At 62.2% G+C, this 14,332-nt stretch carries 12 protein-coding genes; 5 read left to right on the forward strand and 7 right to left on the reverse strand.

The annotated features are described in order from the left end of the window. Nucleotide 1: 1 nt before the first annotated feature. The 3 genes from ddpC to QWI20_RS26525 are packed head-to-tail and all read left to right on the forward strand — an operon-like array spanning nt 2 to nt 2,918. Nucleotides 2-901: a D,D-dipeptide ABC transporter permease gene (gene ddpC, locus QWI20_RS26515; RefSeq protein ID WP_192172213.1), complete on the forward strand. Its 900-nt coding sequence runs from the start codon at nt 2-4 to the stop codon at nt 899-901. After that, entirely contained in the window at nt 898-1,938 is a 1,041-nt protein-coding gene (locus tag QWI20_RS26520; protein ID WP_369307930.1) for an ABC transporter ATP-binding protein, read from the forward strand. Before ddpC ends, QWI20_RS26520 begins: the two co-directional genes overlap by 4 nt. Further along, nucleotides 1,935-2,918 (forward strand): oligopeptide/dipeptide ABC transporter ATP-binding protein, encoded by a 984-nt coding sequence (locus QWI20_RS26525; RefSeq protein ID WP_369307931.1) that lies wholly within the window; start codon nt 1,935-1,937, stop codon nt 2,916-2,918. Before QWI20_RS26520 ends, QWI20_RS26525 begins: the two co-directional genes overlap by 4 nt. Nucleotides 2,919-3,070: 152 nt before the next feature. Here QWI20_RS26525 and QWI20_RS26530 read toward each other — a convergent pair whose 3' ends face one another. The 7 genes from QWI20_RS26530 to urtA form a co-directional block, all read right to left on the reverse strand. Further along, nucleotides 3,071-3,418, reverse strand: a complete 348-nt coding sequence (locus tag QWI20_RS26530; RefSeq protein ID WP_369307932.1) for a zinc ribbon domain-containing protein — start codon at nt 3,416-3,418, stop codon at nt 3,071-3,073. Nucleotides 3,419-3,495: 77 nt separating this feature from the next. Next, complete coding sequence (fmdA, locus tag QWI20_RS26535) at nt 3,496-4,725, reverse strand: formamidase (RefSeq protein ID WP_369307933.1); 1,230 nt, start codon at nt 4,723-4,725, stop codon at nt 3,496-3,498. 159 nt (nt 4,726-4,884) lie between these two features. Next, a complete protein-coding gene (gene urtE, locus QWI20_RS26540) occupies nt 4,885-5,574 on the reverse strand; it encodes an urea ABC transporter ATP-binding subunit UrtE (RefSeq protein ID WP_369307934.1) in 690 nt (229 codons plus the stop codon). Nucleotides 5,575-5,584: 10 nt separating this feature from the next. Further along, nucleotides 5,585-6,346, reverse strand: a complete 762-nt coding sequence (gene urtD / locus QWI20_RS26545) for an urea ABC transporter ATP-binding protein UrtD (RefSeq protein ID WP_369307935.1) — start codon at nt 6,344-6,346, stop codon at nt 5,585-5,587. Further along, nucleotides 6,343-7,524 carry an urea ABC transporter permease subunit UrtC gene (gene urtC / locus QWI20_RS26550; protein WP_369307936.1) on the reverse strand — a complete coding sequence of 394 codons (1,182 nt, stop codon included), beginning with the start codon at nt 7,522-7,524 and terminating at the stop codon, nt 6,343-6,345. Before urtC ends, urtD begins: the two co-directional genes overlap by 4 nt. A 23-nt stretch (nt 7,525-7,547) precedes the next feature. After that, nucleotides 7,548-8,465 (reverse strand): urea ABC transporter permease subunit UrtB, encoded by a 918-nt coding sequence (urtB, locus tag QWI20_RS26555; protein WP_369307937.1) that lies wholly within the window; start codon nt 8,463-8,465, stop codon nt 7,548-7,550. Nucleotides 8,466-8,631: 166 nt separating this feature from the next. Further along, nucleotides 8,632-9,876 (reverse strand): urea ABC transporter substrate-binding protein, encoded by a 1,245-nt coding sequence (gene urtA, locus QWI20_RS26560; RefSeq protein WP_369307938.1) that lies wholly within the window; start codon nt 9,874-9,876, stop codon nt 8,632-8,634. 261 nt (nt 9,877-10,137) lie between these two features. On the opposite strand from urtA, the gene QWI20_RS26565 reads away from it, so the two are divergent. Next, nucleotides 10,138-13,539 (forward strand): ATP-binding protein, encoded by a 3,402-nt coding sequence (locus QWI20_RS26565; protein WP_369307939.1) that lies wholly within the window; start codon nt 10,138-10,140, stop codon nt 13,537-13,539. Next, a complete protein-coding gene (locus tag QWI20_RS26570; protein WP_369307940.1) occupies nt 13,514-14,185 on the forward strand; it encodes a response regulator in 672 nt (223 codons plus the stop codon). The genes QWI20_RS26565 and QWI20_RS26570 overlap by 26 nt, the downstream gene beginning before the upstream one ends. The last annotated feature ends 147 nt before the right edge of the window (nt 14,186-14,332 follow it).

The following is a 14,332-nucleotide window of genomic DNA, read 5'->3' on the forward strand; positions in this document are numbered from 1 at the left end:
CATGACGACTCCGATCACCGCGCCCGCCGTGGCGCCCCTGCCGGCCGCCTCGCGCTGGCAGGACAAATGGGCCTACCTGGCCCATCAGATTCGCCGCAGCCCGCTGACCATGGCCGGGCTGTTGATTACCGTGATGGTGCTGTTGGTGATGGCCTTTGCGCCTTGGCTCGCGTCCCATGATCCCAACGCGCTGAACCTGACCCAGCGCCTGGCCGCGCCGTCCGCCGCCCATTGGTTCGGCACCGACGAAGTGGGCCGCGACCTGTTCAGCCGCGTGTTGTACGGCAGCCGGCAATCCGTCGGCGTCGGTCTGTTCGTGGCCTTTGCCTCGTGTTTTGCCGGCGGCTTGCTGGGCTGTATGTCCGGGATCATCGGCGGGCGTTTCGACGGCCTGATCATGCGCCTGATGGACATCATGCTGTCGGTGCCGTCGCTGGTGCTGATCATGGCCCTGGCCGCAGCGCTGGGCCCGAGCCTGTTCAACGCCATGCTGGCGATCACGCTGGTGCGGATTCCGTTCTACGTGCGCCTGGCCCGAGGTCAGGCCCTGAGCATTCGCCAGATGGGTTACGTCAAAGCCGCCGAAACCTTCGGTGCCGGGCGTTGGCATATGGTCATCTGGCACGTGGCGCGCAACGCCATGCCGCCGTTGCTGGTGCAACTGAGCCTGGACATCGGCAGCGCCATCCTCATGGCCTCGGCCCTGGGCTTCATTGGCCTGGGCGCGCAACAACCGACGGCGGAGTGGGGCGCCATGGTCGCCACCGGGCGCAACTACATCCTCGATCAATGGTGGTACTCGACCTTTCCCGGCGTGGCAATTCTGATCACGGCCACCGGTTTCAACCTTTTGGGCGACGGCGTGCGTGACTTGCTCGACCCACGGCAGCAGGGGAAATGACCATGCAGGCATCTGTTCAAAACCCCCTTTCCGAGCAGGCTCCGGTGCTGGTCATCGACGACCTGCGCATCGAATTTCCGGCCTACAAAAGCACCGTCAAGGCCCTCAACGGCGTGTCGCTGCACGTCAATCCCGGCGAAATCGTGGGCGTGATTGGCGAGTCAGGCTCCGGCAAGTCGGTCACCGCGATGCTCAGCCTGCGCCTGCTGCCAGAGCGTTCCTATGACGTGAAAAGTGGCAGCCTGAGCATTCTCGGCCGCGACATGCTCACCGCCAAAGAGAAGGACCTGTTGAGCGTGCGTGGCCGTGATGCCGCGATGATTTTTCAGGAACCCATGACCGCACTCAATCCGACCCGCCGCATCGGTCGGCAGATGCTTGATGTGATCATTCATCACCAGCGTTTGAGCAAGGCCGACGCCAAAGCCAAGGCCATCGCCTTGCTGCGGGACATGCACATCGCCGACCCCGAGCAGGTGATGAACAGCTACCCCTTCGAGCTCTCCGGCGGCATGCGTCAGCGGGTGATGATTGCGTTGGCGTTTTCCTGCGATCCGCAATTGCTCATCGCCGACGAACCGACCACCGCGCTGGACGTCACCGTGCAGCGGCAAGTGCTGTTGCTGCTGCGGGAGAAGGCCCGCGCGCGGGGCACGGCGATTCTGCTGATCACCCATGACATGGCGCTGGTGTCGCAGTTCTGCGACCGGGTGTACGTGATGTACACCGGTGCGGTGGTGGAGCAGGGCATTACCGCGCAAGTGATGGTCGACCCCCGGCATCCGTACACCCAGGGCCTGCTCAGCGGATTGCCGGAGATGGTCGAACCGGGCCAGGACCTCAAGACCATTCCCGGGCAGGTGCCCAATCTTTCGGCGCTGCCGGAGGGCTGCACCTTCCTTGATCGCTGCGCCTTCGCCACGGCCCAATGCCTGCAGCGACCGCCGATGCAGGTCATCGACGCCGCCGCCGACCGCAAGAGTGCCTGCTGGTTGAGCGCCCCCTTACACGCCACCCCACAGGAGTCGCGGCCATGATCCATTCAGCCCTGCAGACATCGCCCGGTGAAAGCCCGACCATCCTCGGCCTGCAAGACGTGCGCGTGCATTACCCGATGGGCAAGGACTGGCTCGGTCGCCCGAAGGCCCTGGCCCATGCCCTGAATGGCATCGATCTGCAGGTCCGCGCCGGTGAAACCCTCGGCGTGGTCGGTGAATCCGGCTGCGGCAAAAGCACCCTGGCGCAGTTGCTGATGGGCCTGATCAAGCCGACGTTGGGACGACTCGACTGGATTTACAGCAGCGACAAGGAACGCAGCAGCAACGTGCAGATTGTGTTTCAGGACCCGCAGTCGTCCCTCGACCCCAGGCTGCCGGTGTGGAAAGTGATCACCGAGCCGTTGTTCGTCCAGCGTTCGGCGCCGCGTCACGAGATGCGTGGCATCGCGGAGAAGGTGGCGGCCCAGGTGGGCATTCGCACGGAATACCTTGATCGCTTTCCTCACCAGTTTTCCGGGGGCCAGCGTCAGCGGATTGCGATTGCGCGGGCATTGTCGTCCGACCCGGACATCATCGTCCTCGACGAACCGACTTCGGCGCTGGACATCCCGGTGCAGGCGCAGATCCTCAATCTGCTGGCCGAGCTGCAGCGCAGTCGCGACCTGACCTACATCCTTATCTCTCACAACGTCTCGGTGGTGCGGCACATGGCTGACCGGGTGGCGGTGATGTACCTGGGGCAGATTGTGGAGTTGGGTACGGCGGCGGAGGTGCTGGAGCGGCCGCGTCACCCTTACACGCAACTGCTGCTGGAGGCGGTGCCGCGTCTGGGGGTGGCGGTGGACGATGCTCAGGTGTCGGCGCCGACCGAGCTGCCGGGCAACCGGACGTTGCCGACGGGGTGTTACTTTCGCGACCGCTGCCCGAAAGCCACCCAAGGCTGCGAAAAGCCGCAAGCGTTATTACCGGCCAAAGTCGGAGCGGCAGCCGTGCGCTGTCATCTGGCCTCCCACTACTGATGCGCGGGCACTGCGGAGGGGACTGATTTATTTACAGCGCTCCACCGTAAATTAATCTGTCTCCCGGCTCGCTTACCTGCATCGGGGACAGATTTATTTATCAAAGAAGCACGATAAATAAATCAGTCCCCTATAAAGATTCCGTTTAAAGATCAATGGCTGATCATCCACGGTCTGCCCGCTGGCATGCCTTTAAGGGCATGGGGATTGGCTTTGGTGGGTTCGAGTCTTTTCGTCGGGCCGCAGCAACTGCAACCGCTGGGGTGGCCCCGGCTCTCCTTGTACTGGTCCATGGTTTTTGGTGCGTGGGCGCTTTGCTCGTTGCGGGCGATGGCGGTGCGGGTGTTGCCGGCCATCGTGCTCAGCCCCGGCGCGGACAGAATCACTCGCAGGCTCGATGCGCCGCATGCCGGGCAGTCGCACGGCAGCGCGCTCTCGGCCATGGGCCGCAGCGAAGTGAAATCCCCGCAGTCAGGGCAGTCGTATTCGTACATGGGCATGGCTCAAATCCTTTAGTCGGCGTGCGTTCTGCAGGCGCGAATTCATTCGCGCCTGCAGGTCGGGACTCAGCCCGGCGTTACTTATCCTGCGCGATCGGCAAGTCCACCGTGCCATCAATGAATTTCGTCGGGCCGTTGGCGTTGGGGTTGATGTCGAATTTGAATATCTCGGCCGGCAGCCACAACGTGGCGCACGCATTGGGGATGTCGACCACGCCGCTGATGTGACCCTGTACCGGGGCCGAGCCCAGCAGCGAATAACCCTGGGCCGGGGAGTAACCGAACTTGGTCATGTAGTTGATCGCGTTCAGGCACGCCTGGCGGTAGGCGACGTTGACGTCCAGGTAGTGCTGCTGGCCGGCTTCGTCGACCGAGATGCCTTCGAAGATCAGGTAGTTGTTGTAGTTCGGCACGATAGGGCTTGGCTTGAACACCGGGTTCTTGATCCCGTACTTGGCCATGCCGTCCTTGATCAGCTCGACGCGCATGTGCACCCAGCCGGCCATTTCGATGGCGCCGCAGAAGGTGATTTCGCCGTCGCCCTGGCTGAAGTGCAAGTCGCCCACGGAAAGACCCGCGCCGTCGACGTAGACCGGGAAGAACACTTTCGAGCCCCGGGACAGGTCCTTGATGTCGCAGTTGCCGCCGTGCTCACGGGGCGGCACGGTGCGTGCGCCCGTGGCGGCGGCGAGGTCGCGGGCCGGGCCTTTGAGTTTGCCCAGGTGCGCCGTGCTGGCGCAGGGCGGACAGGCCAGTGCCGGGACGCGGTCCGGGTCGGTGTCGATCAGTTCCTGTTCGCGGCGGTTCCACTCGGCGAGCATCTTGTGGTCCGGCAGACAGCCGATCAGGCCGGGGTGAATCAAGCCTGCAAACTCGACGCCGGGAATGTGCCGGGAGCTGGTCATCATGCCTTTGAAATCCCAGATGGATTTCTGTGCCAGGGGGAAATGCTCGGTGAGGAAGCCGCCACCGTTCTGCCTGGAAAAGAAGCCGTTGAAGCCCCATTGCGAGTCGGCTCGGGCGCCGATGTCCAGCAGCTCCACCACCAGCAGGTCGCCTGGCTGGGCGCCATGCACACCCACCGGCCCGGACAGGTAATGCACGGTGGTCAGGTCGACGTCGCGCACGTCGCTGGCATCGTCGTTGTTCTTGATCGCGCCAGCGGTCCAGTCGTAGGTTTCGAGGATGAAATCATCCCCCGGCTTGACCCAGCAGGCCATCGGGATGTCCGGGTGCCAGCGGTTGTGGATCTGCTCGTTTTCGGTGACGGGCTGGTTGAGGTCGACTTTGATCAAGGTATCGGTCATGGGGGGGTCTCCTTGGGTTTCGGGTCAATCAAATAGGGCGTGGAGGTCCACGCTGACGCCATCGCGAGCAAGCTCACTCCTACAAGAGCGCACCCCAACTGTAGGAGTGAGCTTGCTCGCGATTACGTCCGATCTGACGCTGCATATCTCCGGGCCTGGCTACACCGACAAATACCGACTGATCGTCGCTTCATCGACATTGGCCCGGGTTTCTTCGATGACGAAGCGGCCTTTCTCGATCACCAGCAAGCGGTCGGCGATTTCCAGGGTGAAGGACAGCACCTGCTCCGAGACGATGATCGTCAGGTTGCGCAGGGTGCGGATCTCTTTGAGGGTGCGGGCGATGTCCTTGATGATCGACGGCTGAATGCCTTCGGTGGGCTCGTCGAGCAACAACACCTTGGGATTGGTCGCCAGGGCCCGGGCGATGGCCAACTGCTGTTGCTGGCCGCCGGACAGGTTCCCGCCGCGTCGGCCGCGCATGTCGAACAGCACTGGGAACAGCGCGTACAAGTCTTCCGGCACCTTGCCACCCGCTGAGGCGGGGAGGCCGGTCTGGATGTTTTCCAGCACGCTCATGGACGGGAAAATCATCCGGCCCTGGGGCACGTAGGCCATGCCGTGGGCGACACGGTTGTGGGTTTCCATGGCGGACACGTCCACGCCGTCCAGCTGAACATGGCCGCCCCATTGGGGCAGGATGCCCATCAGGCTTTTGAACAGCGTGGTCTTGCCCATGCCGTTGCGGCCCATCACCGCGACGATTTCCTGTTTCTGCACCGAGAGGTTCAGGTCGTGGAGGACCTGACTCTGGCCATAACCACACGCCAGCTGCTGGATGTTGAACATGCTGCGCTCCTTAATGGCCCAGATAGACTTCGATGACTTTCGGGTTGTTCTGCACCGACTCCATGCTGCCTTCGGCCAACACCTTGCCCTGATGCAGCACCGTGACCTTGTGGGCGATGCTCTTCACAAACTCCATGTCGTGCTCGATCACCAGCACCGAGCGGCCCTGGCTGATGCGGTTCAACAGGTCGGCGGTTTGCGCACGCTCGCTGACACTCATGCCCGCCACCGGCTCGTCGAGCATCAACAGTTCCGGGTCCTGCATCAGCAACATGCCGATCTCCAGCCACTGCTTCTGGCCGTGGGATAACAGGCCCGCCTGCTGCTGCAGCCAGTCACCGAGGAAGATGTCGGCGGCCACCTGATTGACCCGGTCCAGCACCGCTTGGGTACGCTTGAAAAACAGCGCGCCGAACACCGAACGCCCCGCCGGAAACGACATCTCCAGGTTCTCGAACACGCTCAGGTTGTCGTAGATCGACGGCGTCTGGAACTTGCGCCCGACCCCGGCGCGGACGATGTCGTACTCGTTCATTTTGGTCAGCTCGCGGTCCTTGAACTGGATGCTGCCGCCCGTGGCCCGGGTCTTGCCGCAGATCAGGTCGAGCACCGTGGTCTTGCCCGCGCCGTTGGGGCCGATGACCACCCGCACTTCGTTACGGTCGATGTACAGGTTGAGGTCGTCCACCGCCTTGAATCCGTCGAACGACACCGTCAGCCCTTCGATGGCCAACACCGGCTTGTTCATCTGGAAGCCTGTGGGACTGGTCATGGCTGAATCTCCATCGGGCTGGCGGCCTTCTTGTCAGCGGGGGCGGCTGTTGGCGTGATGGCTGTGGCAGGGATGGCCACTGCCGGGGCAGGTTTGCGCTTGAGGCCAGACAACCATTTGCGCCCGTGGCTTTCCCACACACCGGCCAGGCCGTTGGGGAAATACATGACCACGGCGATGAACAGCCCGCCCATGAGGTACAGCCACAATTCGGGGAACGACTCGGAGAAGTAGGTCTTGCCGTAGTTCACCAGCAGCGAGCCGTACACCGCGCCCAACAGCGACATGCGCCCACCGACGGCGGCGAAAATCACCATCTCGATGGACGGCACGATGCCCACGAACGAGGGCGACATGAAGCCCACCTGCAAGGCGAACATGGCCCCGCCGATGGCCGAGAAACACGCCGCGACGCAGTACACAAAGACCTTGAACGCCGCCACGTCGTAACCGGAAAAGCGCACCCGCTCTTCCTTGTCGCGCATGGCCATCAGCAGCCGGCCGAGCTTGGAGTTGAGGATGAATTTGCCGAACAGGATGCAGCCAAACAGCAGGCCGGCGTTGATGAAGTACAACAGCAGCTTGGCGCTGTCGCTGCGGATGTCCCAGCCCAGCAGCGTCTTGAGATCGGTGATGCCGTTGATCCCGCCGGTCAGGCCTTGCTGGCCGATGATAAGCACCGTGAGGATCAACGCGATGGCCTGGGTGACAATGGAAAAATACACATCGCCCACTCGGCGTCTGAACAGCGCGACGCCAATAATTAATGCCAGCAGGACCGGCAACACGATGACCGCCATCACCGTGAACGTGAAGCTGTGAAACGGCACCCACAGCCAAGGCAGTTCGGTGATCTGGTTCCAGTCCATGAAGTCCGGAATGCCCGGCGTCGACTGGATCTTGGTGCTTTCCGGGTCGGACGCTTCCAGCTTCAGAAACATCGCCATGCAGTAGCCGCCCAGGCCGAAGAACACGCCTTGCCCCAGACTGAGAATGCCGCCGTACCCCCAGCACAGCACCAGGCCTACGGCGACGAACGCGTAGGTCAGGTATTTGCCGACCATGTTCAGGCGAAAAGCGTCCAGGGTCAGGGGGAAGACCACCAGAATCAGGGCCGCGAGTATCAGCAGGCCGACCACGCCCTGGCGTCCACCGAGCATTTTGTTTAGCGCGTTCATGGGGCTACCTCTCTGGCGCACACTTATTTACGAACCTTGCTGGCAAACAACCCTTGAGGGCGCATCAACAGGATCAGGATCACGATGGACAGGGTCAGGACCTTGGCCATCGAGCCACTCATGAAAAATTCCGACAGGGACTGGGTCTGGGCAATGGCGAACGCTGAGGCAATGGTGCCGAACAGGCTGGCCGCGCCGCCGAACACCACCACCAGAAAGGTGTCGACGATGTACAGCGACCCGGCGGTGGGGCCGGTGGAACCGATGGTGGTGAACGCAGCGCCCGCCACGCCGGCCACACCGCAGCCCAGGGCGAAAGTCATGCGGTCGACCTTGCGGGTGTTGATGCCCACCGCCCGGCTCATGATGCGGTTCTGCACCGTGGCGCGGACGTGCAAGCCCCAGCGGCTGCGGTACAGCATCAGGAAAATCCCGCCGGTCATCAGCACGGTCAGGCCCATGACGAACAGGCCGTTGCGCGGGATTTCGATGGATTCGGTGAGGTTGACCGCGCCCATCAGCCATTCGGGTGGGTTGGCGCTGACTTCACGGGCGCCGAAGATGGAACGGAACGCTTGCTGCATGACCAGGGACAGGCCCCATGTCGCCAGCAGGGTGTCGAGCGGTCGGTGGTAGAGGCGACTGATCATCACCCACTCCACCACCCAACCCACGGCACCGGCCACCACGAACGACAACGCGATGGCGAAGAAGAAATAGTACGGCTGCATCCACGGGCACCAGGTCTGCACCAGGGTCGACAGCAGGTACGTGGTGTAGGCACCGATGGTGAGGAATTCACCGTGGGCCATGTTGATCACGCCCATCTGACCAAAGATGATCGCCAGCCCCAGGGCCATCAACAACAGCACGCAGAACACGGAAAGCCCGTTGAACCCCTGCATGGCCGCGATGGCACCAAATTCCGATAGCCATTCCATGGTGGTCCCTCCTCGGGAAGCGTGTGGATTTAGGATTGGGGGTCGGGACCAGCTGCAAGCTGTAAGCTTCAAGCGGCAAGTAAAAGCGAGAGCAACTGCAACGCACACCGCTTCCACTTGCCGCTAACCGCTAACCGCTAACCGCTTACAGCTGCCGCGCAGCGGTCTACTGATAGCCCTTCGGAAACGGATTCGGCTCAATCAAGTCCGACTCGTAAACCACTTTGAACTGGCCGTCGGCCTGGACTTCACCGATGCGGGTCTTGCTCCACAGGTGATGGTTCTCGTGAATCTTCACGTAGCCTTCAGGCGCGGTTTTCAGCTCGATGCCCGGGGAGGCGGCGACCACTTTGTCGACATCGAAGCTGCCGGCTTTCTCGACCGCCGCTTTCCACAACCACGGACCGAGGTAGGCGGCCTGGGTCACGTCGCCCATCACCGAATCCTTGCCGTACTTGGCCTTGAACGCCTCAACGAACGCTTTGTTGTTGGGGTTATCCAGGCTCTGGAAATACTTCATCGACGCGAAGAAGCCCTTCATGTTCTCGCCGCCAATGCCCAGCAGTTCGTCTTCGGTGACCGAGAGGGTCAACAGCGTCTGCTTAGTGGAATCGACGCCGGCGGCTTTGAGCTGCTTGTAGAACGCCACGTTGGAACCGCCCACGACCGCCGCGAACACCACGTCAGGCTTCTTCAGCTTGACTTTGTTGATCAGCGAGCCGAACTGGGTGTTGCCCAGCGGGTAGTAGTCTTCGCCGACGACAGTACCGTGGAGCACGTTTTCGATGTGCTTGCGGGCGATCTTCATCGAGGTGCGCGGCCAGATGTAATCCGAACCGATCAGGTAAAAGGTCTTGGCGCCCTTGGTCTTGGCGATCCAGTCCAGGCTGGCAAGGATCTGCTGGGTGGCTTCCTGCCCGGTGTAGATCACGTTTTTCGACTGCTCCAGCCCTTCGTAGAAGGTCGGGTAGTACAACAGGCCGTTTTCTTTCTCGAACACCGGCAACACCGCTTTACGCGACGCCGAGGTCCAGCAGCCGAACACCGTGGCCACCTTGTCGTTGACCAGCAGCTTGCGGGCTTTCTCTGCGAAAGTCGGCCAGTCGGACGCGCCGTCTTCCTGAATGATTTTGATCTGGCGACCGAGGATGCCGCCCGACGCGTTGATCTGGTCGATGGCCAGGCGTTCGGCCTGAATCGAGCCGGTTTCGGAGATCGCCATGGTGCCGGTGGCCGAGTGCAGCTGGCCGACGGTCACTTCGGTCGGCGTGACGGCCAGACCGGTGGTGTTGGCGTCGTCGGCCAGGGTCATCTGGCTGAACACGCTGGCGGCGATCAGCGAAAGGGCTGCCGCCCTCAATGCCAGCCGTCGGGGCAAAAAGCGCGTGGGGCCTGTCAGTCGTGAATCCATGTTCCCGCTCCTGTGCTGGTGATTCGCGGCGGCCGGGTGAGGCCCCGTCGCGAGCTGCGAGCAAGGATGAGGCGGGCGCGGGAATCGAGGTATACGCAGCGTGACGTATGCGCGTACGTCATTTGACGTAGGGCCGGGACGGCCGGACAAAGGCATGATTGCGCCCGCGGCACAGAAGTTGCTGTTTGAACACAGTTCTCAGTTTCGCGCCAGCAAGGACGGTGAGTGGCGAATTCGCTCTCTCTCATCAGGAACCCCTCAGTGCGACCCTCCGGCTCTCAACGCATCATCAAGGTGCGCCGCGATTACAATCGTCTGGTCGCCGACGAGACCATGGAAGACTACGCGTTGCGTTTCACGCCCAAGTCCTTTCGCAAATGGTCGGAATTCCGCATCGCCAACACCGCAGTCGGGGCCGTGTCGTTCCTGGCACTGGAAGCCATTGGCGGCGCACTGGTGATGAGCTACGGCTTCACCAACACCTTGTGGGCCATCATCGCCATGACGGTGGTGATCTTTCTCACCGGGCTGCCCATCAGCTACTACGCCGCGCGCTATGGCGTGGACATGGACCTGCTGACCCGTGGCGCCGGCTTCGGCTACATCGGCTCGACCATCACCTCGTTGATCTACGCCAGTTTCACCTTCCTGTTCTTCGCCCTGGAATCGGCCATCATGGCGCTGGCCCTGGAGCTGTACACCCACATCCCGCTGGCGCTGGCCTACGTGATCTGCTCGATCATCGTCATCCCGCTGGTGGCCTACGGCATCACCCTGATCAGTCGCCTGCAAATGTGGTCGCAACCGTTGTGGCTGACGTTGCTGATCGTCCCGTACGTGTTCGTGATCTGGAAAAACCCCGACGCGCTGTCGGATCTCACCAGCTTTGCCGGGCGCGAAGGAGAGGGCGGCACCTTCAATCTGCTGCTGTTCGGCGCCGCGTTCAGCGTGGCGTTGTCCCTGGTGACGCAGATCGGCGAGCAGGTGGACTACCTGCGCTTTCTGCCGGAAAAAACCCGCCGCAACCGCAAGCGCTGGTGGGCCGCGCTGCTGATGGCCGGGCCCGGCTGGGTCATCCCCGGCGGCCTGAAAATCATGGCCGGTGCCTTTCTTGCTTTCCTCGCCCTGCAACATCAAGTGCCGATTGAACGCGCGGCCGAGCCGACGCAGATGTACCTGGTGGCGTTCAACGACGTGTTTGCCTCCCCGGAATGGGCGCTGGCGGCCATGGTGCTGTTCGTGATCATTTCCCAGATCAAGATCAACATGACCAACGCCTACGCCGGGTCACTGGCCTGGTCGAACTTCTTCGCCCGGGTCACCCACAGTCATCCGGGCCGGGTGGTCTGGTTGGTGTTCAACGTCGCTATCGCGTTGATCCTCATGGAACTGGGCGTGTTCGACGCCATCGAGGAAGTGCTCGGCCTGTACGCCAACGTCGCCATTGCCTGGATCGGCGCGCTGGTGGCCGATCTGGTGATCAACAAGCCCCTCGGCCTCTCGCCCAAACACATTGAGTTCAAGCGCGCGCACCTGTACGACATCAACCCGGTGGGCGTCGGCGCGATGTTTATTGCCTCATTGCTGTCGATGTGTGCCCATTTCGGTGCGCTGGGGGAGGTGGCCCGGGCTGCGCCGCCGCTGATTTCCCTGACCAGCGCCCTGATCGCGGCGCCGTTGATCGCCTGGCTGACCAAAGGCCGTTACTACATCGCCCGGGAAAGCGACCCCGGTTTGCTGTTCCCCCTCGGCCGCCAGACCAGCCTGCGCTGTGGCGTGTGCAGCAACCGTTTTGAAACCCCGGACATGGCCTGGTGCCCGGCGTACGGTTCGCCCATCTGCTCATTGTGCTGTTCGCTGGACGCCCGCTGCGGCGATCAATGCAAAACCCGCTCGCGGCTGTCGATGCAATTCGAGGACCTGATCGGCCGCCTGCTGCCCCGTTTGCCGCGCCAATACCTGCACACCCGGCTGGCGCAATACCTGGGCCTGCTCACCGTGTTGGTGCTGACCCTGACCGGGGCGCTGACGATGATTTACAGCCAGGTCTCACACGGGCTCATCGATCAATCGCCTCAAGTGCATCACACCCTGATGCTGGCGTTTCTCAAAGCGTTCCTGACCTTTTGCGTGTTCGCGGGCGTCCTGGCCTGGTGGGTGGTGCTGACCCGTGAGAGCCGGCGCGTGGCCCTGGAAGAATCCGAGCGGCAGACGGCGTTGTTGATACAGGAAATCGAGGCGCACCACAAAACCGATCAGGCGTTGCAGGCAGCCAAGGAAGCCTCGGAGGCCGCCAACGCCGCCAAGAGCCGTTACGTCACCGGGCTTTCCCATGAGCTGCGCACGCCGCTCAACAGCATTCTTGGTTTCACCCAGATCCTGCAACGGGACGTCGCCACCCCGAGCAAACATCTGGATTCCCTGGCGACCATCATGCGCAGCAGTTCGCATCTGTTGTCGCTGATCGACGGCCTGTTGGACGTGGCCAAGATCGAAGCCGGCAAACTGCGGCTGGAGCCGACGGAAATCCTGTTCCAGGAGTTTCTCGACGACTTGGAGAAAATGTTCGCCAGCACGGCCCGGGAGAAAGGCCTGCACTTTCGTCTGGAGCTGATCGGGCGCATGCCGGAAGTGGTGCGCGGCGACGAGAAGCGGGTGCGGCAGATTCTGATCAACCTGCTGGGCAACGCGGTCAACTTCACTGACAGCGGGGAAGTCTGCCTGCGGGTCAGTTACCGGCGCGAAACAGCGACCTTCGACATCATCGACACCGGTATCGGCATCGCGCCGGAACAGATCGAACGGATTTTCCAGCCGTTCGAACGCGGCGGGCTGGTACGGCAAGACAACGGCGTGGGCCTGGGGCTGACCATCACGCGGATGCTCACGGCGTTGATGGGCGGCGCCCTGTCCGTCAGCAGCCAGCCCGAGGAGGGCACGCGGTTTCAGGTGCGGCTGTTCTTGTCCGAAGTGCGGGTGCCCAAGGCGATCATCGACGTCAACCACGACGTCATCGGTTACGACGGTCAGCGGCGGCTGATTCTGGTGGTGGACGATCACATCGAGCACCGCAAGGTCATCAGCGGCATGCTCATGCCGCTGGGTTTTGACGTGGCGCAGGCGGCCAACGGGCAAGAGGCGGTCAGGCAGGTGTCGCTGCTGCACCCGGACCTGATCCTGATGGACCTGTCGATGCCGGACATGGACGGTTGGGCGACCAGTCGCATGATCCGCCGTAACGCGCTGTCCCTGGCGCCGATCATCGTGCTGTCGGCCAACGCCAATGCCTTCGCCGATGACAAGGAACGCAGCCTGCAAGTGTGCAATGACTACCTGGCCAAACCCCTGCATTTGCCGCAACTGCTGGACCGGATTCAGCACCATCTGCAACTGACCTGGCAGCGGCGTTTGCGCAGTGCCCCGGTGCTGGTGCAAACGCCGGTGGCGTTGCCGTCGCGGGAGGATCTGGAAGAGCTGTATGAACTGTGCGGCCTGGGCTATATCCGTGGCATTCAACAAAAACTCGACGCCATTGAGCGCGAGAGTACGCACAGCGCCGGTTTTGTCAGCCGCCTGCGAACCCTGGCGTCAGGTTTTCGCCTGGATGAACTCAGTCTTCAATTGAAGGAGGCCCTTAATGGACGCCATGACCCAAGCCGCTGAAAAAGGCGTCATCCTGATCGTCGATGACGTACCCGATAACCTGGCGCTGCTGTCCGATGCGCTGGACGAGGCGGGGTACATGGTGCTGGTGGCGCTGGACGGGCACAGCGCGTTGACCCGCATCCAGCGTCGGCGTCCGGACCTGATTCTGCTGGACGCGATGATGCCCGGCCTGAACGGCTTCGACACCTGCCGCCAGATCAAGGCGCAACCGGACACCGCCAACATCCCCGTGCTGTTCATGACCGCGCTGACCGACAGCGAGCACGTGGTGCAGGGTTTCGAGGCCGGCGCTATCGACTACGTCACCAAGCCGATCGAGTGCGCCGAAGTGCTGGCCCGGGTCGCTTCGCATTTGCGCACCGCGCGCATCCTGCAAACCGCCCGCACGGCGTCGCAGCCGGTGACGTTCGAAGACAAATCCGCCTACGGCAAACTGTCCCGCCGCTTCCAGCTCACCGACCGGGAAATCGAAGTGCTGCGCTGGGTATCCTGCGGCAAAACCAACAAAGACATCGCCGACATCCTGCAACTGAGCCCGCGAACGGTGAACAAACACCTGGAACACATCTACATCAAACTCGGCGTCGAAACCCGCACCGCCGCCACCTCAGTGGCCATGGCGGCGATGACCGATCGGGTGTGATCCCTCAAAAGCTTCCCGGCTGAAGCCGGTCCTGCCCAGACCGTGTGAAAACGAAATAACCAGCAGCTAATCAAAAAATGCCCCGATCAACTCGGGGTATTCTTTATTTATGCAAAGAGAAAAAAAGCCCTCCTCAGGCCAGTAACT

The organism is Pseudomonas sp. W2-17, assembly GCF_041060445.1.
Classification (GTDB): domain Bacteria; phylum Pseudomonadota; class Gammaproteobacteria; order Pseudomonadales; family Pseudomonadaceae; genus Aquipseudomonas.